We start from the raw sequence: 25484 nt of genomic DNA on the forward strand, positions 1-25484 counted from the left end.
GCAAATGGTAATGATTTTCAATATCATCCAGCAATTAACGGGATCGCCTTTTACGCGTTGCCATGGTTTGCAGTGCAGCGCAGGTTAATGATGCAGACAAGGAAATAAACTTAAATGGTCTTAAAAAACAATACGATAATAACAGCCAGCATTCTCAGCCTCGCCACTGCCGGGGTATCCGGCGCGCTGGCGGCGCAACCGGGTGAAGAGACGATGGTAGTTACCAACGGCGTGGCGGAGGATCCCCACGCGCCGCTTGAAGGTATCGTCGCCACCCGCACGCTTTCCGCCACCAAAACCAGCGCCGAGTTAATCCGCACGCCGCAGTCGGTCTCGGTGATAACACGCGAACAAATGACCGCGCTTGGCGTCACGTCAGTGTCACAGGCGTTACGCTACAGCGCAGGCGCGTTTACCGAATACCGTGGCGGCTCCAACCGCAACGATGAAGTTTTCGTGCGCGGGTTTAGCTACGTGCCAAAGTTTCTCGACGGATTGAGTTTTGGCGCAACCGCCGGTTCACAAACTGGCGTGATTGACCCCTGGCTGCTGGAGCGCGTCGAACTGGTGCGCGGCCCGGCGTCAGTACTGTTTGGCCAGGTCAATCCTGGCGGGCTTATCAGCATGACAAGCAAACGCCCTTCCCCCGCGGCGACACAGCAGGTACAACTCCGTACCGGCAATAACCGACTGGCGGAGGCCGCTTTCGATACCGGCGGCGCGCTGGACGACGAGGGTCGCGTGCTATGGCGCCTCAATGGCCTTGGCCGCGCGCAACGCAACGAAATTGAAGATTATAAAGAATCGCGCATCGCGATTGCGCCCGCGCTCACCTGGTACCCGAACGATCAGACACGCTTTACGTTACTGACCAGTTATCAAAAAGATCCTGATGCAGGTTATCGCAACTTCCTGCCTGCCTACGGCACCGTGACAGCCACGCCTGAGGGGCGCGCCATCGCGCGCGGTTTCAACGTCAGCGATCCGGATTACGACACCTCGCGCCGTGAGCAAACCTCGGTGGGCTACGAGCTGGAGCATCAGCTCAACGATGCGCTTACCCTGCGCCAGAACGCCCGTTACAGCCATATCAGTCAGGAGTATCGCTATCTGGTTTATACCAACAGTGCCGCTGGCTCCACCGTGTTGCAGCGCCGCCCGCAGCACGAGCAGCGCGATACGCAAGAGTTAGGGCTGGATAACCAACTGGAGGCCCAGTTTGACACCGCTGATGTCGGCCATACGCTGTTGACCGGTTTTGACTACAAGCAGAGCCGCGATCATCAGCGCCTCGCGCGTGACAGTGGTTCTCGTTATGACCTGGACTGGACAAACCCGGTTTACGGTATTGATGTCAACGACAGCCAGTTGAAAATGATGACCAACGAGCAGCAGGACCTGGACCAAATGGGGCTCTATGTGCAGGATCAACTGAGCTGGAACCGCTGGGAGTTATTGCTGTCGGGGCGCTACGACATCTCAGAAGTGCGCACCACGGATCTTTTGCAACAGACCACGACCCGGCAGAACGATGATAAATTCACCTGGCGCACCGGCCTGCTCTACGCTTTTGATTTCGGGCTTTCGCCTTACATCAGCTACAGCACGTCGTTTGAGCCGAATCTGCAAACGAACCGCGCGCCCGGCATCGCGCCCTTCAAACCCATGGAAGGCAAGCAGACCGAGGTGGGCCTGAAATATCAACCGAGCCAGAGCGTGCTGCTGTCGCTCGCGCTGTATGATTTGAAGCAAACCAACGTGGCGACATACAACAGCGCGCTGGGCTATTTTGAAAACGCAGGCGAGGTGGAATCAAAAGGCGTTGAGACCGAGCTCTATGCTACGTTGTATGACCACCTCAACCTGATCGCGTCTTACACTTATACCGACGCGGAAAATGTCAGCACCACGGTGGCAGGGACGGAGGGGAAAACGCCGTCGCGTATCCCGGCGCATATGGCTTCGGCTTTTGCCAGCTACACGCTGCCAGGCGGCCCACTGAAAGGCCTGACCGCAGGTGCCGGCGTGCGCTATATTGGCACCAGCTACGGCGATGCCAAAAATACGTTTAAAGTTCCCGCAGTCGATCTCTATGACGCTATGCTGCGCTATGAGCTTGGCGAACTTAACAGCCAGTTGAAAGGCGCTGCTCTGCAAATCAACATCAATAATCTGGCGGATAAAAAATATGTTTCCGCCTGCGCGTCCGATACCACCTGTTTCTATGGTATAGGCCGCACAGCAACCGCAACCGTCAGTTACGCCTGGTAATTTGCGTATTTTATAAAACACCGGTCTGGGGAACCTTACCGGTGTTTTTTCACTGCGACAGCCAGCGGCCTGGCGCATTTTTCATTACGCCTGCCCCCCCTCTGGCTTCATTAATACACCCGACAACGATGGGTTCGGTAAGCATCACTCAATATCCTGCCCCCGTAATTATTGCAGGCAATAATAATCCGCGATATAGTTAATCAAGCAATTAAATTAAATAAAAGCAGCCTTACTCAGGCTGTAATAATAAGGCTTCTTTACCCTTTACTGCATAACCAGATATTTCTACCAAAAACTTTACTCAAAACACGTTAAAATAATGCAACTCGCATCAGTGATTGGATGCGCACGCAATTTTGTCACGTGAAACCATTCTGGAGGGTTTAATGAACTGGCGGGTGGTTGATTCTGTAGTAAGCACCGACACCAATTCTGTATTTAGCCTGATTTCCTCGCAACGCGCTTTCAAACTTATCCTGTGGTACAAAGCCACGTTTTATTTATCGCCAGGCGATAAGGTCTCTCTTAATGGCGAGGCGATCGTGGTGAATGATCACCCTGTTCAGATAACCCTGTACCGTACCACGTTTTATAATCCCCGTTTTTGGCAAACCATCGTTCACAGCAATACCCACTGCGCGGGCAACCATCAGCGAAGCGTGAGCCGCTGTATTTACCGGCGTAAATGTAAACTCCTCAATTGTCCGTTCCAGCGACACTGATCGTTAAGCCGTTTCGCATAGTATTTTCCAGACAGGCATGGTTCAATCTCACACCGACACGCCGCCCGGTGACGACGTGCCAGCGTCTTTTTATTTCACAAAAAGGAATGCATACCCGTGAAATACCTTCTGAATACTGCGCTGCTGGCGCTGCTGTTAAGCCCGCTTTGCGCGCAGGCGGATGAGATAACCCGCAGCGCGGCGGCGGATGCCTGTGGTCAACAGGCGGGCGAGAACGGCAGCGAGTGCCTCGAAGCGGCGGGCCTGGAATCTGATAACCAGCTTAAGCAGGCGTTTAACGCCAAAGTGACGGAGTTACAGAACTTTGACTATACCCGCTGGCCGCAGGGCGATGAGGCGCGGCGCACCCAGATGGTGGAAGCGCTGAAGCTAAGCCAGCAGCAGTGGACGGACGCCCGGGATGCTTTCTGTACGGCCGCGAGCGCCTCGGCCGCCGGTACGCCCTGGCTTGCCGCCCACGCGTTAAGCTGCGTGATTAATATGAACCAGCGCCGGGTGCAGGAGCTTGCGCTGATCCACCCGGAAGCGGAAAAGTAATGCGGCCCTGAAGCCTGAGGAGATATTTCCGGCGCCGCCGTTACGGCTGGCGCCGGGAAAGATCAATGCTTAAGGATATACATCGTGCGGCTGTAAGCCACGTCTTCCGGATTATTAATCGGATAACCTTTCAGCCACGGCTTAATTAACCGGCCATTGGTGTACTGATAAATCGGCGCAATCGGCGCCTGGGTTGAGATAATTCTCTCGGCGCTATTGTAATCGTCATTACGCGCTTTGGCGGAATTCTCCTGCGCGGCCTGTTGCAGCACTTTGTCGTAATCCGGATTGTTAAAACGCGCAATATTTCCGCTATGGGTGGATGTCAGCAGCGAAAGAAACGTTGACGGTTCGTTATAATCCCCCACCCAGGAGGCGCGGATCACATCGAAATTCCCGGTATTGCGACTGTCGATATACGTTTTCCACTCCTGGTTTTTCAGCTTCACCTCCACACCCAGATTCTTTTTCCACATCGACGCCACGGCGATGGCGATTTTCTGGTGGTTTTCAGACGTGTTATAGAGCAGCGTCAGGTTAAGCGGACGCGCCGGGCCGTAACCGGCCGCCTGCAGCAGCGTTTTCGCCTGGGCGTTAAGCTCCTGCTGGCTCACCTGCTCCCACGCCGACGGCGCGGGCGTAAAGCCTGCGGTCACGTCCGGCGTGAAGCGCCAGGCCGGTTTTTCGCCGGTGCCGAGCACTTTTTCGGCCATCAGACGGCGATCAATAGTCATACTGAGCGCCAGGCGTACGCGCGGGTCCGCTGTCGGGCCTTTCTGCGTGTTAAACGCATAGTAGTAGGTGCCCAGCTGCGGCGGCGTGAAGACCTGATCGGGGATCTCTTTTTTCAGCTTCTGGTAGAGGTTTTTCGGAAAGGACTCGGTGATATCGATGTCATTTGCGAGATAACGCTTGGTGGCGGCGGATTCCTGATTCACCGGTAAAAACGTCACCTGCGTCAGCACGGTTTTCGCGTTATCCCAGTAGTGCGTATTGGGCGTCAGCACCAGCTTTTCGTTGACCACGCGGTCTTTCAACACAAACGCCCCGTTACCCACCAGCTTGCCGGGGCGCGTCCAGTCGCCGCCCTGCTCCACACTGGCTTTCTGCACCGGGTAGAGCGCCGCGTTGGCGGCCAGCGACGGGAACCACGGCAGCGGCTTATCCAGCGTCACTTTCAGCGTATGCGCATCCACGGCGCTCACGCCAAGCTGCGTCGGAGCCTGTTTGCCGTCGATAATCGCCTGTGCATTCGCGAGGCCTGCCAGCGCAAAGAACCAGGCGAACGGCGAGGTGGTTTTCGGGTCGACCATGCGCTGCCAGCTGTAGACAAAATCCTGCGCCGTCACCGGCGTGCCGTCGGACCACCGGGCGTTGTCGCGAAGCGTAAACGTCCAGATGCGGTTGTCGTTCGTCTGCCACTGCGTGGCGACACCCGGCACCAGTTCGCCTTTTTCATTCTGATTGACCAGCCCTTCAAAGAGATCGCGCAACACCTGGATCTCCGGCAGCCCCACCGCTTTCGCCGGATCCAGCGAGGCGGGCTCGTCTTTCAGGTGGCGTACCAGCGTCTGGCGTTCGGCAAGCGCCGTGCCGGGCGGCACGTCGGCGGCAAACGCGCCGGTCAGCGCGGTCGCCACCCATAATGCGCTCAGGGTAAAGCTTACAGGAATTTTCATGAGGTCCTCGTTCTCGTGTCCCGCGCCGAACCGCTCTCTCCGGGCGCTGTCGGGGAATTATTTGTTGGATGAATATAAATTGCAAACCGCAGGCCGCGATTTTGCGCGCTGACCCCGCCTCAGATCAAAGCGTTAATGCCTGAACGTTTAAATAAAGCGCAATGTGTGAGTCACCGTCAGGCTGTTGAATTTCGGCGAAATGTCGTCAACACTCCTGTTATCTCCCTTTGATGGCGGCCCCCTTATGAATACGCTTCGACCACGCGCCCAGCGCGGCGCTTTAACTGACGACGCCCGGCGTTATGGCGAATCGGCGCTCGGCGCGCCGCTGCTCTGGTTTCCGGCGCCCGAGGCGCAGCGCGCGCCGGGTCTTATCATCGCAGGCACCCACGGCGATGAGAACGCGGCGCTGGTAACGCTCTCCTGCGCGCTGCGCACGCTTGCGCCCGCGCACCGGCGGCATCATGTGGTGCTGGCGGTCAATCCGGACGGCTGCCAGCTCGGCCTGCGCGCCAACGCCCGCGGGGTCGATCTCAATCGCAATTTTCCGGCGGCTAACTGGCAGCCAGGTGAAACCGTCTATCGATGGAACAGCGCCGCCGAAGCGCGCGACGTGACGCTCTCCACCGGCGAAAAGCCAGGCTCGGAGCCGGAAACCGCCGCGCTGTGCCAGTTAATTCATCAGCTGAAACCCGCCTGGGTGGTGTCGTTTCACGATCCGTTGGGCTGTATCGAAGATCCGCAGCAGACGCCGCTCGGCCGGTGGCTCGCGGACGCGTTTGGCTTGCCGCACGTCACCAGCGTCGGTTATGAAACGCCCGGCTCGTTCGGCAGCTGGTGCGCCGATCTGGGGTTAACGTGCATCACGGCTGAGTTTCCGGCCATCGCCGCCGACGACGCTACCGAGCGTTATCTGGCGGCGATGACCGCGCTGTTGCATTACGACGATGAAGGCTGAGGCCCGAAGTCCGGGTTGAGATAGAGCTGGCCGGGGGTAAAGCGTAAGGCGGGCTCGACATCCACCGCAAGCCAGGTGGGGCCGTCGAGATCGGTAAAGCGCATTTGCGGAATCAACGGCAGCGCGGCGCCGATGGCGCGTGAGGTACAGAGCATACAGCCGAGCATCAACCCAAATCCGTCTTCTGTGGCCTGACGGGCCAGCGCCAGCGCCTCGGTCAGACCGCCGGTTTTATCGAGCTTAATATTGATCATCTCGTAGCGTCCGGCGAGCGTCTTCAGGCTGCCGCGCGTGTGGCAACTCTCATCAGCGCAGATGGGCAGCGGGTGAATAAAGTTTTCCAGCGCCCGGTCGTCAGAGGCGGGCAGCGGCTGCTCCAGCATCTGCACGCCGAGATCCGCCAGCAGCTGACAGCGCGCCGCCAGCCCTTCCGCATGCCAGGATTCGTTGGCATCCACAATCAGCGTCGCGTCCGGCACCGCCCCGCGAATGGCCACCATCCGCTCGGTAATAAAGGTGTCGTCGAGTTTGATTTTCAGCAGCCGCGCGCCTTTTTCCCACAGGAGCGCGGCGTTGCTCGCCATCTGTTCCGGCGCGCCTAAGACGACCGTCTGAGCGGTGGTGTGCTGGTCCGGCAGCGTGACCTGTAAAAACGCCTCCAGCGTGTCGCCCGCCCGGCGCGCGTCGAGATCCCACAGCGCGCAGTCGACGGCGTTGCGCGCCGCCCCGGCAGGGAGCAGGCGCTGTAATCCCGCGCGATCGAGCCCGGCTTCAAGCTGCGGCACGATAGTCATGATTTGCGCCATCACCGAGGCCACGCTTTCACCGTAGCGCGGATAGGGCGTGCATTCGCCCACCGCCCTGACGCCCTCTTCTTCCAGCTCCACCACGACCACCACCGCTTCACTGCGGCTGCCGCGGGCAATCACAAACGGCGAATGGAGCGGCCAGGCTTCCTGATACACTTTTACGCTTCTCATTATTTTCCTCGCAACGGGCTTTGCCTCAGTATAGCGACTGGAAAGTTAGCCTGCCGGGACAGTTTTTTATATTCATCCACAGCGGGATCACATACACTAGCGGCGACGTTAACTATATGTAAACAGGAAGATAACTATGTCACAAATCGTCTATTTCCAGGGCAATCCGGTTTCCGTAGTGGGTCAGATCCCGCAGGCAGGCAGCAAAGCGGCGCCGTTCAGCCTGGTGGCAAAAGATCTGTCTGACGTTTCACTGAGCCAGTTTGCCGGTAAGCGTAAAGTACTGAACATTTTCCCGAGCATCGACACCGGCGTCTGCGCCGCGTCCGTGCGTAAATTCAACCAGCTGGCGACCGGGATGGAAAACACCGTCGTGCTGTGCATCTCCGCTGACCTGCCGTTCGCGCAGTCCCGTTTCTGCGGCGCGGAAGGCCTGAGCAATGTCATCACGCTCTCCACCCTGCGTAACCCGGAATTCGCGAAAGAATACGGCGTGGGCATTGAGGAAGGCGCGCTGAAAGGTCTGACCGCTCGCGCGGTGCTGGTGGTCAACGAGAACGACGACGTGGTCTTCAGCGAGCTGGTGAATGAAATCACCCACGAGCCGAACTACGACGCAGCGCTCGACGCGCTGAAAGCGTAAATCGTCTCTTAAAAAAAGCCTCCGCATGCGGAGGCTTTTTTGTTTGTGCGTTACTCTTCGCCCTTGCGCTGGCTCAAGCCATATTCGCGAAGCTTATTGGCGATGGCGGTATGCGAGACGCCCAGCCGTTTCGCGAGCTTACGGGTACTTGGATAACTGCGATAAAGCTGGGTCAACACTGAACGTTCGAAGCGGCGGGTGATATCGTCGAGCGAGCCTTCCATCGCCTCTTCGCCCACCGGCAGCGCGGCGGCGTCGAAATCCGGCAGCAGGATATCCTGCGGGCGCAGCTCATAGCCTTCGAGCTGAGTCAGCGCGCGGTAGACCGCGTTTTTCAGCTGGCGCACATTGCCCGGCCAGCCGTAGCGGGTCAACACCTGGCCGAGATCGCTGGCGAGTTTCGGGCGCGACACGCCCTGTTCATCGGCGAAGCGCGCCACGAACATTTCGGTCAGCGGCATGATGTCCTGCGGACGGTCGCGCAGCGGCGGCAGATTCAGCGTCAGTACGTTAAGGCGGTAATAGAGATCTTCGCGAAACGCGCCTTTTTGCACCAGCTCCACGAGGTTTTTCTGCGTCGCGCAGATGACGCGCACATCGACATGCACCTCATGCTCTTCGCCGACCCGACGGAACGTGCCGTCATTGAGAAAGCGCAGCAGTTTAGCCTGCATGCGCGGCGACATTTCGCCGATTTCATCCAGCAGCACCGAGCCGCCACTGGCCTGCTCGAAGAAGCCTTTTTTACCTTCATGGGCGTTGGCGTAAGCGCCTGGCGCGTGGCCAAACAGCTCGCTTTCCACCACATCTTCCGGAATCGACGCGCAGTTGAGCGCCAGATAGGGCTTATCAGCGCGCGGGCTTGCCAGATGACAGGCGTGAGCCAGCAGATCTTTACCGGTACCGGTATCCCCGGTGATAAGCAGCGGCGCATTCAGCATCGCCAGTTTACGCGCCTGATCCACCACCTGCTTCATGCGCGGGCTGACCGCGATGATATGGCTGAAGGCGTGCAGATCGAGACTGGTCAGGTTCTGAAGCTGGCGGCCCATGCGCACCGTGGAGCGCAGCATCGCGACCGCGCCGGTCAGGACGCTGGTGCCGCTCTCTTCTTCCAGATGCACCGGCGTAATTTCCAGCACAAAATCCTGGCCGTTAATCACCACGTGCTCGGTGTGCGACTCCACCGGGCTGCTCTCCAGCCAGCGCTGGAAATTAAAACCACTGATAAGGCTTGCGGCGTTATGGTTGCGCAGGCGCGCTTCATTCTGGCCGAACAGCGCGCAGCTCGCCGGGTTGGCGAGTTCGATTTTGCTTTTCATATCCACCGAAAACACCGGCTCCGGCAGCGCTTCCAGCAAGGCGCTCAGCGAACGATGCTCGCGTTCGGACGGCATCCACGGCACCGTGCGCACGTCGGTAACGCCGGGAATGCGGCGGATTTCCGCCATCAGGGTGCTGAAGGCGTTAAATTCCAGCGTGGAAAAATTGAGATAAATTCGCCCGATCGGGTCGATTTCGATACCGCGTAAATCGATACTGCGCAGCACCAGGAGATCGAGCAACTCACGGGTCAGACCGAGGCGGTCTTCACAAAACACTTCAAGACGCATGGCAGCACCTTCACGCATTGAGCCAACGAATGGCGAGATAATACTTCAGTTGCCGCAGCCGGGGGAGTGGTCTGTCAACAAAAATTGACAGAGTGCGGGAAAAAGCGGCGTCATGCTGTAAACCTGAGCAGGCATAACGCCGTTGCGGTCAGTCGTCGCGGTCGCGCTTCTGTTTTTGCAGCGTGGCTTTGACTTCACTCAGAAGCTGGCGGCGGAAATCGCCAAGGCGCGGCTTATCATCGTCGGTCCAGGGCAGCGGGCGGCACAATTCCATCGCCTTCACGCCAAGGCGCGCGGTCAACAGCCCGGCGCCCAGACCCTGCGCCACGCGGGCGGAGACGCGCGCGGCAAGATCCTGTGACATCCAGTCAAGTCCCACTTCGCGCACCATCTCGCTCGCGCCGGCGAAGGCCATATTGAGCAGCACCAGCCGGAACAGCCGAATACGGCTGTAATAGCCAAGCTCGATGCCGTAGACAGTCGCGATGCGGTTAACCAGGCGCAGGTTGCGCCAGGCGATAAACGCCATGTCCACCAGCGCCAGCGGGCTTACCGCAATCATCAGCGTCGATTCCGCCGCCGAGCGGCTGATGGCGCGCCGGGCCTGGAGATCCAGCACCGGCTGGACGATATGCGCGTAGAGCGTTACCACTTCACGATCGCTGTGGGTTTCATGAATGGCGGCATGCCAGCGCGCCAGCGCCGGATGCCCTTGGGTGAGCCCCGCCTGGCTTGCCAGTTTTTCGCAAAACGCGCGCGCCTTGCCGCTCCCGTGACTCGCCAGCAGTTCGCGCGCCTCGTCGCGCTCCTCGGCCCGTTCGCGCAAGCGATACAGCCGTCGCCACTCGCTCGCCAGCGCTCCGACGCCCGCCGCCACAATCAGCCCACCGGCGACGCAGCCGCCGAGCGCTATCCAGTCGCGCGTGTACCAGGCATTAGCCGCCCACTGGACGCCCTGCGCCACGACGCTCACACCAAACAGGCCAAGCCCGGCGACGACCATCCGCCGCCAGAGGCTGCGCCGGGGTTTCAGCGCATTTTCCACCACACGCTCGGGCGCATCGGCAGTCAGCGCCTCTTCTTCTACGGCCGGTATAAACGCCTGCGCCTCGTCAAACGCCTGCGTGGCGCGTAATGCCGGGCCCTCTTCCGGGTGCAGCGGCTCATCAAATTCGCGGCGCGGTTTAATGTCGCTCATCGCAGCTTATCTCCTGTTAAAAATTCCAGCACCGCGTCCAGGCGGATATGCGGCAGCGGTCGGTCAACGTCCATGACACGCGGGCGAAACGCCTCAAACTGAAAACCCTGCTGCTCCCAGAATGCACTGCCAGGCAGCCGCGCCGGTACATCGCCGGGGTAGATAGTCAGGGGCGCGCCGTCGCTTAAGCGATTACCGCGCAGCGCCGGCACGCTTTCGCCGTGGCTCTCCACCATGCCGCTTTCCGTCGCCTGTATTGAGGCGATGCCCATGCAGTCCATCTCGATGCCTTCAAACGCGGCGTTCTGCCACGCCTCCTGCACCAGTTGCGAGAGCAGCGACACCAGATTCGCATGCTGATCGTGGGTCACGTGATCCGCTTTGGTGGCGGCAAACAGCAGTTTGTCGATTACCGGCGAAAAGAGACGCCGGAACAGCGTGCGCTGGCCGTAATGAAAGCTTTGCATCAGCTGCGTCAGCGCCAGACGCATATCGTTAAACGCCTGCGGCCCGCTGTTGAGCGGCTGGAGGCAGTCCACCAGCACAATCTGACGATCGAAACGCACAAAGTGCTCCCGGTAGAAGCCTTTCACGACCTTTTCGCAGTAGTAGTGATAGCGCTCGCGCAGCATCCCGATATTGGTCTGTTTGCCCGCCTGCGCGAGCTTGGTCTCGCCCACATCATCGACGCCGGGCCACGGGAAGAATTGCAGCACCGGCGCGCCCGCCAGATCGCCCGGCAGTACAAAACGCCCTGGCTGGATAAAGTGCAGCCCTTCGCGTTTGCACTGCATCAGGTAGTCGGTCCAGGCCTCCGCTATCTCCGCCAGCCGTTTTTCATCGCCCGGCCCCAGCGGATCGAGCCCTTCGCACAGGCTGCGCCAGCGCTGCGCCCAGACCGCTCTGTCGCCCTGCAACAGGCCGGTCATCTGGCGCGACCAGCTCAGGTAGTCCTGCGCCAGCATGGGCAGATCGAGCAGCCATTCACCGGGGTAATCGACGATATCGAGATACAGCGTGGACGTATCTTTAAAGTGGCGCAGCAGTGATTCGCGCGAACGGTAGCGCAGCGCGAGGCGGATTTCGCTCACGCCGCGCGTGGGGGTCGGCCAGGCAGGCGGCGTGCCGTAAAGCTGCGCCAGCCCTTCGTCATAGGTAAAGCGCGCCACGCCCATATCCTGCTGCGGCACGCGACGCACGCCGAGCAGGCGTTCTTCGCGCACCGGCGAAAAGAGCGGCAGCCGCGCCCCGCTGTTGACGGAAAGTAGTTGATTCACCAGCGCGGTGATAAACGCGGTTTTCCCGCTGCGGCTAAGCCCGGTTACGGCGAGGCGCAAATGCCTGTCGACGCTGCGATTCATCAGCGCCTGCATTTCACTCTGAAGTTGTTTAATCATATCCCTGCCCGATGCGTTTATATCCTCTGATGATAACAGTAAGGCCCGGACGCGGCGATTCAAGCGCCGCTGACGCCGATTTACAAAAATGTGGCGCATGGACAGTACGTCGGGGCTTCAGTAAGATAATTTTGTCGAAGCGATGTGGTGGAGCACGGGAATGTCCCCAACCATTTACGATATTGCCCGCGTGGCGAAAGTGTCCAAATCAACGGTGTCGCGCGTGCTGAATAATCAGACCAATATTTCCGACGCGGCGCGCGAGCGGGTTTTAAAAGCCATAGAAGAATTACATTATCAGCCCAATAAAATGGCGCGCGCGCTAACCTCTTCCGGTTTTGACGCGATTATGGTGATATCCACGCGCTCGACGAAAACCACGGCCGGTAATCCTTTTTTCTCTGAAGTGCTGCACGCGATAATGGCGCGTGCGGAAGAAACGGGTTTTGACGTTATTCTCCAGACGTCACGTAACAGCGAAGATGATTTACAGAAATGCCTGACGCGCATTCATCAGAAGATGATTAAAGGCATTATTATGCTGAGCGCGCCAGCGGACGAAACCTTTTTCGCAAAGCTTGATGAATGCGGTATTCCGGTTGTGGTTATAGGTAACGTCGCGGGGAATTATCAGCATATCGCGTCGGTCGATACCGATAATTATCACGACAGCATCGCGCTGACCGATACGCTTATCGAGAGAGGTTGCCGGCGCATCGCCTGCCTGCACGCGCCGCTGGATTACCATGTCTCGGTCGACCGGCTGGCCGGGTTTCGCGCAAGCCTCGCGAAGCATCAGTTGGCTGACGATGCCGCGTTGCTCGTGGACGGCGGCTACACCCAGGAGAGCGCGCTCGACGCGGCGCGCCGCCTGCTGGCGCTGCCCGAACCGCCCGATGCGGTTTTCGCCACCGACAGCCTGAAACTGATGAGCATTTACCGTGCCGCCGCCGAGCGCGGCATCGCGATCCCGGATGCGCTGACGGTCGTCGGCTATAGCAACGAAACGCTCTCTTTCCTGCTCGCTCCGCCGCCCGGCGGTATTAACGTTCCCACCCGGCAATTAGGCGATGTCAGTAGCGCGCTGCTTTTCGCCCGCATTAACGGTGAGCCGATTCCGGCCCGTACATTAATACCCACCACGATTATTTAAAAAATAAGCTCCGCCTGACGCGGAGCTTATTCTCAATAAAAATACATTGTCCGCATGTCGTAAATAAAGCCAAGCTATGTCATTGAACATCGCACATTAAAGGCATCTGAATAAAAGGCATTTTATTTACATCATATTGTATTCATCATTTTGTTGAATTGCTAAAAGTCAAAATCCTAATTTTATATCACTCTCTTGCCTGAACGCCATTAAACAGCAAAATGGAAAATAATCAGACCTGTTGAAATTTTTATTTTTCAGTTAATGAACTTGAAATTTAATTTTTACTTTTAAGGAGAGTGAAATGCGACAAAGGACAAGTCATAGCCCCAGGATTTTCAGGATTAAGCAATCTGTAGGCCTGTGTGGCAAAAATGATCCTCAGGATATAAAAATACTTCAACGCCAAATTATCGGCGCCGGTTATTCATTCATTACAGGCAGACCGTTGCGCCCGACCGGAATGTGTGATGCTGATACGGTAGAAGCGATTCGCTGGTATCAACGACTCCTGAATATGTCATCCTCGGGCTTGATTAATGCTACTGATATCAACAACAAGTCAACTTGTTCACCTTAATCTGGCTGCAAATTTTTTGGACACGATTTATAAAGGCAATGTAAACGCGGGAAAAATGATAGATATTATGGCTCAGGGCGGCACTAATAAAGAGATTACTGATTTTATCAAAAACGATCCAGCTTTAAGAAGCGATCAGCGAAGAACAGTCATCAGAGTAAGGTACTTAGAATAATGAAAATCGCATTTCTTGTTTCGATATTATTAATTACCTCAATGCCCGCTTGTGCCGTGGCCTCAACAAGTATTACGATAAATAAATCTGTATCTCAGTGTATTGCGCGTTATGGTGAGAAAAACGTCGAATGTCTTGAATCACTCAATGACGAGTCTAAAAGAGAACTTAATACGGCTGTAAAAGAAAAAGTCAAAGACATCGCGACTTATGATTATGAACGATGGTGGATGGGAAACGCAGCGCAAAGAGAAAATATGCTGGAGACATTTAAGAAGTCACAGCAGGAATGGGTAAAATATCGCGATGATTACTGCACAACCGCGGTGACAGCCGGACAAAGCTCCCCTTATTTCGGGGCCTACTGGACAAGCTGCATCCTCAATATGAACAAGAGGCGCATCGAAGAGATTGTTATGACCAAAACGATGATTTCTGACTAATTCGCTGAAATAATAAGCTCCGCCTGACGCGGAGCTTATTCTTATCGATATAACACTCAGACTATCGCAGTTTCCGTTTCGCTGTCGAAGACGTGGCATTTATTCATATCGAAAGCCAGCTGAATGCGCTGTTCGGCATGATAATCTTTATCCGCGCCTGCGCGCACCACCATTTCATGTCCGCCTACGGTGGCATAAAGCATAAATTCCGCGCCGGTTAATTCCGCAACGGTAATTTTCGCCTCAGTGGTTTCCTCGCCTGTGGCGCCGGGGAAAATATCCTCGGGGCGAATGCCTAATACCACGGCTTTACGCTGATAGCCGCTGTCATTAAGGCGCGCGAGTTTATCCGCTGGCAGCGGCAGTTTCAGCGTTTCCGTCACGAAATACTCACCGTCGAGCGCCCCGCGAATAAAATTCATCGCGGGCGAGCCGATAAAACCGGCCACAAACATATTCGCCGGATGGTTATAAACCTCTTTCGGCGCGCCGACCTGTTGCACAATGCCGTCTTTCATAATGACAATCCGCGTCGCCATCGTCATCGCTTCGGTCTGATCGTGGGTCACGTAGATCATGGTGGTGTTAAGCTTCTGGTGCAGCTTGCTAATTTCCGCGCGCATCTGGACGCGCAGTTTGGCGTCGAGGTTCGAGAGCGGTTCATCCATCAGGAATACGCCCGCCTCGCGGACAATGGCGCGCCCCAGCGCCACGCGCTGGCGCTGGCCGCCGGAAAGCGCGCCCGGTTTGCGCTTCAGGTACTCTTTCAGCCCGAGGATCTGCGCCGCCCAGGCGACGCGCTCTTCGATAACCTCCGGCGCCACCTTCTGCATTTTCAGCCCGAACGCCATGTTGTCATAGACCGTCATATGCGGATACAGCGCGTAGTTCTGAAAAACCATCGCGATATTGCGCGCTTTGGCGGGCACATCGTTCATACGCACGCCGTCAATCAGCAGATCGCCGCCGCTGATGGCCTCCAGGCCCGCGATCATTCGCAGCGTGGTGGATTTGCCGCAGCCTGACGGCCCGACGAAAACAATAAACTCTTTATCGGCAATTTCCAGATTGAAGTCTTTGACGACATGAACCTGGTTGTCATAAATCTTCTGAATGTGTTGTAAAGAGAGTTGAGCCATAACCTGTCCTTATTGTCAGCGCGCCGTAGCGTGCCGTTGTTGATTCCAGAGGGCATGCAGCCGCGGCCAGGTGAGCTGCGCGGTGTTATCGAGCCGCAACGGCGCGCCGCAAAGCCCTTCGCCAATGCCCACGGCCGTCATGCCGCAGGCGTTGATAGCGTCAATGCCTGCCTGGGCATCCTCCACCCCGATACACCGCGCGGGCGCCACGCCAAGCCCCGCGCAGGCGGCGAGGAAAATTTCCGGGTCGGGCTTGGAGTGCGTAAGACGGGCGGCATCGGCGCAGAAGTCGAACTCACCGGCAAGCCCCAGCGCCTGCAAAATCGCTGGCGCATTGAGCGACACCGACGCCAGCCCGATACGGATGCCCCGCTCGCGAAGCGACGCCAGCAGCGACGCGATGCCAGGCAAGACCGACTGCGGCGTCAGCGTGCGTAACGATTCGACGTAAAGCGCGTTTTTGCGCGCCGCGAGCGCCGCTTTTTCCGCCTCGCTGAATGCTCCGCTTTTGCCGCCCCAGGCGAGAATGCGCTCCAGCGAGCCCATCCGGCTGATGCCCTTAAGCTGTTGGTTAAACTGCTCGTCAATAGCAATGCCTGTCTGCGCCGCCACCTCGCGCCAGGCTACAAAATGCAGATGGGCGGTATCGGTAATGACGCCGTCGAGATCGAAAATCACTGCATCCGGTTGCATGTTGCCTCCTTGCCTACGTCCGCAGACAGAGAGAATGTCTGCTCACCTTCCACGTCCACCGCTGTGCCGTTGATAAACAGCCTTACTGCGCCATCGCTTCTGACCGTCAGCGCATCGTGGGTTATCACCAGATGGAGCTGTCGCCCCTGCCAGCAGAAGGGAAACGCCATTCGACGCCACTGCCGTGGAAGTGACGGTGTCACGTGGAGTTCCCCCGCTTTCACGCTGATACCGGCAAACCCCTGCACCGCGCCGAGCCAGATAGCGCCCGTCGCCGCCGCATGAATACCGTCATCGCTACTGTGCGGCGCGTCGCCGAGATCGATGTCGCAACCCGCGCGCCAGAAGCGATACGCCTCATCGCGTCGCCCACAGCGCGCCGCCACGATGCCGTGAATGGCTTTGCTGAGCGATGAGTCATGAATGGTGCGCGGCTCGTAGTAGTCAAGATTCGCGGCAGCGGTCGCGTTATCGAACCGCCACGGCAGCATGTAGAGCAGCATCACGACATCCGCCTGCTTGAGGATCTGCATCTCGTTGACTTCCGCCCGCGAGTAGTCGAGCAGCACCGACTGGCTGCCCGCGCTTGCGCGGTAGCGCGTGAGATCGATCGTCGGCTTACTGAAGAACGTTTCGTCCTGCGGGATCACGCCGTCAGCACGCGCGACGGGCAGATACAGCCGCGCGAGGAAGTCTTCGCACTGCGCGGTAAACGCGTCGTCCGGCACGCCGAGTCGTCGGCGATTCTCCCGCGCCAGCGCGACGTTGTAGTGCGCCAGATAACTGGTGTAAGCGTTGTTATTGATGTGCTCGGTGTATTCGTCAGGGCCAATCACATCGTGCAGCTCCAGCCGCCCGTTAACGTTCTTCGCGCGGCTCAGCCAGAAGCGCGCAGTTTCTTCCAGCAGTGCGCGGCCTTCTTTCGCCATAAAAGCGTCGTCGCCCGTCGCCTGCCAATATGCCGCCACCGCCCAGGCGATATCCGCCACCAGATGATGCTCAGCAAGCGCAGACGCCACCTTCTGGCGCAGCCCGGTGCGAATGTTGATCGCCGCGAATTCCGGCGTCTCTTCCTCGCCGCTGCGCGCGCTCTCCCACGGGAACAGCGCCCCTTGCCAGCCGCCGCGCGCGGCTTTGCGCTTCGCACCGGCGAGATTCAGCCAGCGATAGCGCAGAAGCTGACGCGCGACCGGCGGCGCGGCATGCAGATGAAACGGCAGCAGGAACACTTCGGTATCCCAGAACACATGCCCTTTGTAGCCTTCTCCTGTCAGACCTTTGGCCGCGATGCTGCTGCGCTCGTCGTGGCGCGGCGTCATGGCGTGCAGGTGATACAGCGCGAAATCGAGCGCCTGTTGATCCGCCTCGTTTTCACTGTCGACCTCGACGCGCGCGTGGCGCCACCAGACGCGACGGGCTTCTGAAGACTCCGCCAGCAGCGCGTCATAACCCGCGGTTGCGCATTCACGCAGCGCCCCCAACGCCACGGTGGCCGCGTCGTCATCCGGCGCGTCGGGCGACACGCTGACCCAGGCGCATTTTTCCAGCGTGAAGCATTCGCCTTTCGCGAGCATCTGCTGGCTGTGCTGCAACAGGCGACGGTTTTTGGCCGAAAAGCTGACCTGCGCCTGAGAGCTCACCCGGCAGGCGCAGCCCAGCGTTACGTCCGAGGCGTTATTCAGCGTGCGATAGCGCCCCTGGAGATAACAGTTGTCAAACACGCGCAGTTCGCGCTCCGCCAGGTGCTGACGCCCGCTGTTGGTCTGCGTGGCGTCGATGCCGGTCGCCACCCGCACCGTGACCGCGCCGTCGAGCGGGGTGATCGTAAGCCGCAGGCAGAACAGTCCGCGCCGCGCCGCCGAGACAAAACGCGTGCTTGCGATCGTAAATCGCTGACCTTGCGCAGAACGCCACTCGACGATGCGCGTAAGCTCCCCGCTCGCAAAGCACAGCTCACGTCGATAGCTCAGGATCTCGCCGCCCAGCAGGCTGAAAATCTCGCCGTTAAGCTCGATGTCCATCCCGACCAGATCCGGCAGATTGACCAGCTCCGTGGTTTCGCCCTCGCCTGCCCGGTGGTAAAGCCCGGCGAAAAACATGCCGCGCGTCTGGGTGGCGTAGGCCTCTTCATGGGTGGCGCGCACGCCCAGCGCGCCGTTGCCGGCGGCCATCAGCGTGGCGTATTTATTATGGTAATGCGGGTCGAAGCGCGCTTCGACCAGCGTGGTTAACGGATTCATAGCTCGACACACTTCCCTGTTTCTGCCGCCTGATAGATGGCCGCCACCAGCCGCTGGATCTGCCAGCCCTGGTCGCCGTCGGCAACCGTCGCGGGTTTGCCCTGCACGCGGTCGAGAAACGCCTCCATGCTGCGCTGGTGGCGCTGCTCGTCGGCTTTTTCACGCTGCATCAGCGTCAGCAGTTCGCCGTCGCAATCCTGGTAGATATGCGCCGGAAAGAGCGTGGCACCCGCTTTATCGCCGCAGAACTCGACGTTCATCAGCGACTGTGGCGCGATGTTGAGCGCAAACGAGGTTTCAAGCCGCAGGATGTTGCCGCCGGTAAATTCCAGCGTGGCGAACAGCGCGTCCTCTACCGTGTACTGTTGCGGATCCCAGCGGCCAAACTGACCGCTGCTTTTGGTCGTGCCGAGCTTCTGGAACGTATGCGCCGTGACGCGCGATACCTGCGGAAACCCGAGTACGAACAGCGCGGCGTCGAGCATATGAATGCCGATGTCGATAAGCGGCCCGCCGCCCTGTAGCGTTTTATTAGTAAACACGCCCCAGCCTGGCACGCCGCAGCGCCGCAGCGCCCGCGCATTGGTGACATACACGTCGCCGAGCGTGCCGAGCGCCACCTGCTCGCGCAGCAGTTGGGTATCGCGCGCGAAGCGGTGGTGGAAATCGTAGGCCAGCACGGTGCCAGCGCGCCGTGCCGCCTGCCGCATCTCATCGGCCTGTTCGGGCGTCATGGCGGGCGGCTTTTCGCACATCACATGACAGCCCGCCGCCAGCGCCTGCATTACATGCTCATGATGAAAGCGGTTTGGCGAGCAGACGCTGACGATATCGGGACGCGCTTCAGACAGCAGCGTGGCGACATCCGCGAAAACGTGCCTGATGGCGTGGCGTTCTGCGAACGCCTGCGCCTGTTCAGGGCGGCTGTCACAGACAGCCACCAGTTGCACCTCTTCGCGCGTGCGGTAAAACGAGGCATGGACTTTATCCGCCACCTGACCGGCGCCGATAATGGCGACCTTCAGGGGCGAGGCTTGATGAGCACTCATTTCGCACGCCGCCTCTTAGCACTGACGCAGGAAATCGAGCGACTGCCGGTAGGCCAGCGCCGGGTCGTCCGCCCGGATACGGCACTCATAGACGATGTAGCCGTCGTAGCCGTCAGCGCGCAGTTGGTCGAACGCCGCGTGGAAATCGATAGCCCCGCTGCCCGGCTGATAGCGGTGATTGTCCGCAATGTGGACGTGCCCTAAGAGATCGCGGTTATCGTGGAAGGCCCTGCACAGGTTATCTTCCTCGATATTCATGTGGTAAAAATCGCCGATGATTTTTACGTGCTTCAGACCGCCCTCGACGATATAGCGCCGCGCGTCGGCGAGCGTGTTGATCATGTGATCCTGATAGCGGTTAAGCGGCTCAAGGAAGACGGTAGTGCCGGTGCGCGCCGCCACCTCGTCGAGATAGCGCAGCGAATCGCTGACCGCTTTTCTGTCGCCCGCGAGGCTGCGCGGCGATTTCATCGGCGGCAGGCGGAAAGTGAACATGCCCCAGGCGGCAGGCACGACAATCCCTTTGCCGCCCACCTCCGCCAGCGCCTCCAGAATACGGGTGATCTGTGAAAGCCCGTTCAGGCGGCGCTCTTCGATAAAGTCGCCAATCCAGCCGTCGTAGCCGCCGCAGGCGGTCGTCACCGGCAGGCCGGTCTCCTGAATGGCGGCTTTGACCTCCGCGAGGTTATCCACCAGCAGCTTGCCGTCTATCTCATAGCCATCAAAGCCCATCGCTTTGATGTAACGGAATTTCTCCAGAATATTTTCCGGGAAAAAGGCCTGATTTTGCGTTGCGATTTTCATACGTATTTCATCCATGAATTAAAAAGTGACGCCCATTTTGATGCTGAGTTCCGGCTGCTTATCGACATACTTCATGTAGCTCTCCGCGCTCTGCGCGAAAGGCACCACCGGATCAATCAGATCCTCGCAGTTGAGATAGCCGTTCATCAGCAGCGTCCAGCAGGTCTCTTCGATACGCTTGCGGCTCCAGCGCGGGTAGTCCGGGTTCGGCTCGCTGCACGCGCGGGAAAAGACAATTTTCGCGTTGTTAAAGTGCGCTTCGCGTCCGAAGTTGAGGCTGGTAAACGGCTTGGCGAACGCCACATAAGAAATCGTGCCGCCGTAGGCGATGCCGCGCAGCGCGGCCTGGAGCGCGTCGGCATTGCCGCTGGTTTCGATAATGACGTCAGCACCCTGCTTGCCAGTGAGCTTTTTGATTTCCAGCCCGATATCCGCGCCAATCGGGTCAAAGGTGTAGTCCGCGCCGTGGCGGCGGGCAATCGCACAGCGGTGTTCGATAGGATCGACGCCGATGACGACCGACGCGCCTGCTTTTTTCGCCAGCTGCACGGCGATCTGCCCGATAGCGCCAAGACCCACCACCACCACGAAATCGCCGACGCGCACGTTACCATCGCGCACGCCGCTCATGGCGAACTGCGCCGGGTCGTAGCAGACGGCGTTTTTCCAGCTCCCGCCCTGCGGCACTTTACGCAGCTTGTAGTTATCCACGGCGTTGACGATGACGGTTTCCATCAGCGGACCATAGGTGCACACCGTATCGCCCACGGCATAGCCGGTGACGCTTGCGCCGCGCTCGATAATCTCGCCCACCACCATATTGCCGAGCTGGAATTTGCCGAACTCAATCCCGCGCGGCGCGCCTTCCGGACGCGGCGTAAAGAGCTGCCACTCGCTGGAAAATTCTTCATCGATAAACGGACTCGCCGCGCGAAAATCCACCACTTCAGTGCCATGTTTCGGCGCGCCGTAGCGCACGCGGATTTTCACTTCGTTCTCCGCGACCGCACGGTCCTGATACTCCACCAGCGCGGCCACGCGCGGCGCCTGAGCTACTAATTTTTTCATTACTTTCTCCCTGAAAATGACCCGGTCAGCCCTTCACGCCGCCGTCGGTCAACCCACTTTTTATGAAACGTTCGGAAAGCGCATACATCACGACCACTGGCAGCGCCGTCACCAGCGAGGCCGCCATCATGCGTCCCCAGATGTAGTCCGGCGTGCTGAAGAGCGTGTTAAGCCCGACAGGCAGCGTGAAGTTCGATGCGCTGGAAAGGAAAATCGAGGCGAAGAGGTAGTCGTTCCACGCCACCATAAAGCAGTAGACAAACACCGAGACCAGCCCTGAGACCGCCAGCGGCACGGTAATGCGAAAGATGATTTGCAGTCGGTTTAAGCCATCCATCATCGCCGCCTCTTCGATCTCATCCGGAATGGTGTCGAAGTAGCTTTTCAGCATGAACACGGCGGTGGGCAGCGTCTGGGTCACCATGGTGACGATAATGGCGAGCTGCGTGTCGTAGATGCCGAGCGCGGTGATGATTTTGAACAGCGGCACCACCAGCAGGATGCCGGAGAACATATACACCGTGTAAAAGCTGGCGTTGATGGTCATCCGGCCCTTGAAACGCAGCTTTGACAGCGCGTATGCCCCGAGAATGCCGATAAACACCGCGACGCCGGACGACACCACCGATACCACCAGGCTGTTGCGAAAATAGGTGACGAACGGAAAGATCAGCGGGTTAAAAATGTCGACATAATGCGCGAGCGTCCCGTGCTGCGGGAACAGCGTCGGATGCAGCGAAATCGCCTCTTTCGGGCTTTTGAACGACGTCATCAGCATGACGAAAAAAGGAAACAGCGTCACAATCAGGAACAGCGCCAGCCCGAGATAAAACCCGATGCGCCGCATAAGACGTTTATTTGTTGCCATGGAGATTCACCCGCTTTCTGGTAATCAGGATCACTGCGAAAATGATGATGAACAGCACGACGGAGATCGCCGCCGCTTTGCCGAGGTCGTTGAACGCAAAGGCGGTTTTGTAGAGATAGACGCCCAGGATATCGACTTTGGTGGTCAGCAGATAAACGTCGGCGAACATGTAGAACATCCAGATAGTGCGCAGCGTCACCACGGTCGCCAGCACCGGCATAATGGCGGGCAGCGTCACGATGCGAAACCGCTGCCAGGCGCTGGCGCCGTCCATTTCCGCCGCCTCGTAGAGCGATTTGTCGATAGTCTGCAAAATCGCCAGAAACGAGATAAAGGCGTAGGGGAAGTAGCGCCAGACGGCGAACAGCACTACCAGCGCGAAGCTGCTGGCGGGGTTGTCGAACCACAGCGGCGCCTGATCGTAGAGATGCAGCAGATCGCCCGCCACCCAGTTCACGACGCCGTAGCCGTTGTTAAACATATATTTCCAGGCGAACACCAGCGAAATTGACGGCGTGACATAGGAGAGGATCACCAGCGAGCGCGCGGTTTTGCGAAAGCGGAATTCGCGGTTAAAGAAAATCGCCACCGCCAGCCCCAGCGCGGTACTGCCCGCCACCACCAGCGCCGTATACCAGCAGGTCATCCAGAGTGAGTGCCAGAAGCCCGGATCGCTGAGGATTTTGAGGTAGTTCTCAAGCCCGGAGAACTGCGACGGCAGACGCGGGTTGAGCGGTAAGCGTAAAAAACTGATTTCGATATTCGACAGCATTGGCCAGGCCACCAGGCCGCCCAGCAACAGCAGGCTGGGGGCCAGGAGCAGCATGGCGAATGGCATATCAGAACGACCTGAAGTTAACTTCTTCATGAGAGCCATTTCCTGCGTCGGGTTTACGGTCTGGCGACCAGTTCATCGAGGCGTTTTTGCCCGTTGACGAGCGCCGCTTCCGGCGACTTGCCGCCGACCGTGACGCTGTTGACCATGTCGTTAATCACGCCGGAGCCGGTCACGTCGCCCATGCGGGTGAAGTTTTTATCGCCGACCGAGCCGAAAACCTGGACGTTGGGGAATTGCGCGATGAGCTCGCGGGTCAGACTGCCAAACGCTTTAATCACCGGATTCTGTTGATAGACCGGGGTGTCCACCACCGCCTTGTTCACCGGCAGCGCCGCGCCCGGCGACATCAGCACCCAGTCGGCGGCGTTTTCCGCCTGCTCCATAAAGACCACGAATTTCTTCGCCGCCGCCGTCTCCTCTTCACGTTGCCCGGCCGTAATGGTGAGCGAGGTCAGCATGCCGTAAGCGGCGGATGATTTTTTGGTCGGCACGATGAACCCGAGATCCTGCGGGTCGCCCTCTTTAAACACGGCGGGCAGGATGTAGGTGGAATAGATAGCCATCGGCGCAGTGCCGTTCATAAAGGCGTCTTTGATTTCCATGACGTCGTTCGAGCCGGGCATGGAGAGCGCGGCGAGTTCGCGGTAGTACTCCAGCGCCTCGCGCATTTCGGGCGTGTTGAGCGTGATGTTGCCGCTGGCGTCAAAGGCGTTCGCGCCGTTGGAGAGCGCAAACTGCGAAAACGCCTGCTCCGTCATCACGCTCTCGGCGGTCGGCAGCGCGATGCCATATTTTTTCTCGGACGGTTTATTGAGAAGCGTCGCGGCATTCAGCAGTGACTGCCAGTCCTGCGGCGCGCCGAGGCCTACCTCCGCCAGACGCGATTTCCGGTACCAGACGCCGCCAAGCCAGGCGCTGATGGGCACGCCGGTCCAGGCTGTGCCGTCTTCGGTACGCACGATACGCAACACGCCGTCAAAGAACTGGTTCTCTCCCACCTGCGCCACCGCGGCTTTGATGGCGTCGCGATCGAGCAACTGCTCTTTGTCCATGACTTTGGCGTAGTCGTGGCTGATTTCAATCACCTCAGGGAGCGCGCCGGAACGGGCGAGCGTGGTGACTTTGGTGTTATAGGCATCTTCTTCGACAGGCACCTGTTTGACGGTGATCCCGGGATTCGCTTTTTCAAAGCGCTCGATAAGGCGCGTAATCACCGCCTGGCGCTCCTGCTCCACCGACGAATGCATAAATTCGATGGCGACATTCTCTTTTTTATTATCGTCACAGCCTGACATCAGGGCGCAGGCAACCAGTGCTGAAACCAGCACAATATTATTGTTTCGCATATTCAGTCCTTTCAGGCTTTACTAAGCCACATTGCTTGCCAGGGGGCGAGAGTGAGCGAGGCGGTATTTATTGTCGTTCTGGAAATTACGTCACAACAGCCAGACGCGTCATAAGAAATAACCTGCCATTGATCGCTGAGATTAAATAGCGCAGCGACCGACTCGCCATTTCCCGCGGTGCGGATAATCTCCAGCACTTCGTCATTGATACAGCGGGCGGTAAAGGCGCTGTCAGGATGAAACGCGGCGTGCTGGCGGCGACGCGTAATTAATTCGCCAAGCTGTTTCCAGGTGTCGTGACGTAAATTCCCTTCGGTCTGTAACGCTGCCATTATTTCCGCCTCGGTATATTTCTGCCGGTTAATGGCGCGGTTATATCCGAGACGCGCAACGCCCTCTTCATCATTACGCGCGCCGAGAATACTTTGAATATAAATCGCCGGGACGCCCGGGAAAGTTAATAACAGCGCGTGGGCCAGCAGGAAACGCGCAAGGCGCGTCGCGTCGCTGTCATGTCGCGCACTGAGCGCATCCATATAGGTGACGTTGATTTCATACGGGCTGCGGGTGCCGTCCGGGTTATTCTTCCAGTTAACGCGCGCGCCTTCGGCCTGGAGATCGTCTACCAGCCGTAAAATATCAGCTTCGGGGAGGATCCCGCGCAGCGGGTTAAGCCCGATGCCGTCATGCGAGGCCAGGAAATTAAACCAGGTGGTGTCGCCCACGCGCGCCTCGCTTAACCCCTGCGCCCACTGGCAGAGCGTGCGGGCATTCCGGGTATGAATAGCGTGGAGCACCAGCGGCGGCAACGGGAACTGATAGACCATCTGCGCTTCATCGAAACCGTTGCCGAGGTACGCGATATTGTCTTTATGCGGCACGTTGGTTTCGGTGATGATCACGGTGCCCGGGGCGACCACATCGGCAATAGCGCGAAACAGCTTCACTAACAGGTGTGTTTTTTCCAGATGGATGCAGCTCGTTCCGGGTGTTTTCCACATAAACAAAGAAATAAAAAATAAAAAACTTACAAATCAATTGGTTATACGATTTTCAGCTTAATTTT

General features: G+C 58.2%; 22 protein-coding genes and 1 pseudogene. 8 read left to right on the plus strand and 15 right to left on the minus strand.

Translation table 11 applies throughout. From position 1 onward, the window contains the following. Positions 1 to 114: 114 nt before the first annotated feature. From AACV31_RS11460 to AACV31_RS11470, 3 genes are all read left to right on the plus strand, one after another. Positions 115 to 2271: a TonB-dependent siderophore receptor gene (locus AACV31_RS11460; RefSeq protein ID WP_165154232.1), complete on the plus strand. Its 2157-nt coding sequence runs from the start codon at positions 115 to 117 to the stop codon at positions 2269 to 2271. A gap of 389 nt (positions 2272 to 2660) precedes the next feature. Next, positions 2661 to 2996: an anti-adapter protein IraM gene (locus AACV31_RS11465; RefSeq protein WP_007761787.1), complete on the plus strand. Its 336-nt coding sequence runs from the start codon at positions 2661 to 2663 to the stop codon at positions 2994 to 2996. A 117-nt stretch (positions 2997 to 3113) separates the two neighbouring features. After that, on the plus strand, positions 3114 to 3554 hold the full coding sequence (locus tag AACV31_RS11470; protein ID WP_007761799.1) for a lysozyme inhibitor LprI family protein: 441 nt from the start codon (positions 3114 to 3116) through the stop codon (positions 3552 to 3554). 62 nt (positions 3555 to 3616) lie between these two features. On the opposite strand, the gene AACV31_RS11475 is transcribed toward AACV31_RS11470, so the two are convergent. Next, on the minus strand, positions 3617 to 5233 hold the full coding sequence (locus tag AACV31_RS11475; RefSeq protein WP_165154234.1) for a peptide ABC transporter substrate-binding protein: 1617 nt from the start codon (positions 5231 to 5233) through the stop codon (positions 3617 to 3619). Between the two features lie 244 nt (positions 5234 to 5477). Between AACV31_RS11475 and mpaA the strand changes: the two genes are divergently transcribed. Then, positions 5478 to 6191, plus strand: coding sequence for a murein tripeptide amidase MpaA (gene mpaA, locus AACV31_RS11480; protein WP_105596659.1), 714 nt, complete (start codon positions 5478 to 5480; stop codon positions 6189 to 6191). On the opposite strand, the gene ycjG is transcribed toward mpaA, so the two are convergent. After that, positions 6173 to 7171, minus strand: coding sequence for an L-Ala-D/L-Glu epimerase (ycjG, locus tag AACV31_RS11485; protein ID WP_165154236.1), 999 nt, complete (start codon positions 7169 to 7171; stop codon positions 6173 to 6175). The genes mpaA and ycjG overlap by 19 nt on opposite strands. Positions 7172 to 7307: 136 nt before the next feature. Between ycjG and tpx the strand changes: the two genes are divergently transcribed. Next, a complete protein-coding gene (gene tpx / locus AACV31_RS11490) occupies positions 7308 to 7814 on the plus strand; it encodes a thiol peroxidase (protein ID WP_007761817.1) in 507 nt (168 codons plus the stop codon). Between the two features lie 50 nt (positions 7815 to 7864). Here the strand turns inward: tpx and tyrR are convergent, their stop codons facing one another. The 3 genes from tyrR to AACV31_RS11505 all read right to left on the minus strand — a co-directional run bounded on the left by tyrR (position 7865) and on the right by AACV31_RS11505 (position 12022). Further along, positions 7865 to 9427 (minus strand): transcriptional regulator TyrR, encoded by a 1563-nt coding sequence (gene tyrR, locus AACV31_RS11495; protein WP_165154238.1) that lies wholly within the window; start codon positions 9425 to 9427, stop codon positions 7865 to 7867. Positions 9428 to 9575: 148 nt separating this feature from the next. Continuing rightward, positions 9576 to 10625 (minus strand): YcjF family protein, encoded by a 1050-nt coding sequence (locus AACV31_RS11500; RefSeq protein WP_165154240.1) that lies wholly within the window; start codon positions 10623 to 10625, stop codon positions 9576 to 9578. Continuing rightward, a complete protein-coding gene (locus tag AACV31_RS11505) occupies positions 10622 to 12022 on the minus strand; it encodes a YcjX family protein (protein ID WP_370458087.1) in 1401 nt (466 codons plus the stop codon). Before AACV31_RS11505 ends, AACV31_RS11500 begins: the two co-directional genes overlap by 4 nt. 160 nt (positions 12023 to 12182) lie before the next feature. Here AACV31_RS11505 and AACV31_RS11510 point away from each other — a divergent pair, with 160 nt between their 5' ends. From AACV31_RS11510 to AACV31_RS11515, 3 genes are all read left to right on the plus strand, one after another. Then, positions 12183 to 13175: a LacI family DNA-binding transcriptional regulator gene (locus AACV31_RS11510; protein ID WP_165154242.1), complete on the plus strand. Its 993-nt coding sequence runs from the start codon at positions 12183 to 12185 to the stop codon at positions 13173 to 13175. Between the two features lie 304 nt (positions 13176 to 13479). Beyond that, on the plus strand, positions 13480 to 13755 hold the full coding sequence (locus AACV31_RS23190; RefSeq protein ID WP_165154244.1) for a peptidoglycan-binding domain-containing protein: 276 nt from the start codon (positions 13480 to 13482) through the stop codon (positions 13753 to 13755). A 174-nt stretch (positions 13756 to 13929) separates the two neighbouring features. After that, positions 13930 to 14373, plus strand: coding sequence for a lysozyme inhibitor LprI family protein (locus AACV31_RS11515; protein ID WP_165154246.1), 444 nt, complete (start codon positions 13930 to 13932; stop codon positions 14371 to 14373). 56 nt (positions 14374 to 14429) lie between these two features. Here AACV31_RS11515 and AACV31_RS11520 read toward each other — a convergent pair whose 3' ends face one another. The 10 genes and pseudogenes from AACV31_RS11520 to AACV31_RS11565 form a co-directional block, all read right to left on the minus strand. Further along, positions 14430 to 15512, minus strand: a complete 1083-nt coding sequence (locus AACV31_RS11520; RefSeq protein ID WP_105582646.1) for an ABC transporter ATP-binding protein — start codon at positions 15510 to 15512, stop codon at positions 14430 to 14432. A gap of 15 nt (positions 15513 to 15527) precedes the next feature. Beyond that, on the minus strand, positions 15528 to 16205 hold the full coding sequence (pgmB, locus tag AACV31_RS11525) for a beta-phosphoglucomutase (protein WP_105538980.1): 678 nt from the start codon (positions 16203 to 16205) through the stop codon (positions 15528 to 15530). Next, positions 16187 to 18445, minus strand: a complete 2259-nt coding sequence (locus tag AACV31_RS11530; RefSeq protein WP_165154248.1) for a glycoside hydrolase family 65 protein — start codon at positions 18443 to 18445, stop codon at positions 16187 to 16189. The genes pgmB and AACV31_RS11530 overlap by 19 nt, the downstream gene beginning before the upstream one ends. After that, complete coding sequence (locus AACV31_RS11535) at positions 18442 to 19494, minus strand: Gfo/Idh/MocA family protein (protein WP_165154250.1); 1053 nt, start codon at positions 19492 to 19494, stop codon at positions 18442 to 18444. The genes AACV31_RS11530 and AACV31_RS11535 overlap by 4 nt, the downstream gene beginning before the upstream one ends. Before the next feature lie 15 nt (positions 19495 to 19509). Next, the gene (locus AACV31_RS11540; RefSeq protein WP_165154252.1) at positions 19510 to 20298 is read right to left on the minus strand and encodes a sugar phosphate isomerase/epimerase family protein; all 789 of its coding nucleotides are present in this window, start codon (positions 20296 to 20298) and stop codon (positions 19510 to 19512) included. Positions 20299 to 20316: 18 nt separating this feature from the next. Then, entirely contained in the window at positions 20317 to 21366 is a 1050-nt protein-coding gene (locus tag AACV31_RS11545) for a zinc-dependent alcohol dehydrogenase (protein WP_165154254.1), read from the minus strand. A 25-nt stretch (positions 21367 to 21391) separates the two neighbouring features. Beyond that, complete coding sequence (locus AACV31_RS11550) at positions 21392 to 22234, minus strand: carbohydrate ABC transporter permease (protein ID WP_165154256.1); 843 nt, start codon at positions 22232 to 22234, stop codon at positions 21392 to 21394. After that, positions 22221 to 23102: a carbohydrate ABC transporter permease gene (locus tag AACV31_RS11555; RefSeq protein ID WP_165154258.1), complete on the minus strand. Its 882-nt coding sequence runs from the start codon at positions 23100 to 23102 to the stop codon at positions 22221 to 22223. The genes AACV31_RS11550 and AACV31_RS11555 overlap by 14 nt, the downstream gene beginning before the upstream one ends. Positions 23103 to 23125: 23 nt before the next feature. Further along, positions 23126 to 24418 carry an ABC transporter substrate-binding protein gene (locus AACV31_RS11560; RefSeq protein WP_165154260.1) on the minus strand — a complete coding sequence of 431 codons (1293 nt, stop codon included), beginning with the start codon at positions 24416 to 24418 and terminating at the stop codon, positions 23126 to 23128. Positions 24419 to 24429: 11 nt separating this feature from the next. Next, a pseudogene (locus AACV31_RS11565) lies at positions 24430 to 25422 on the minus strand (sugar phosphorylase); the annotation flags it as partial. Positions 25423 to 25484: the final 62 nt, after the last annotated feature.

It is taken from the genome of Cronobacter sp. EKM101R (assembly GCF_963888145.1).
Classification (GTDB): domain Bacteria; phylum Pseudomonadota; class Gammaproteobacteria; order Enterobacterales; family Enterobacteriaceae; genus Cronobacter; species Cronobacter turicensis.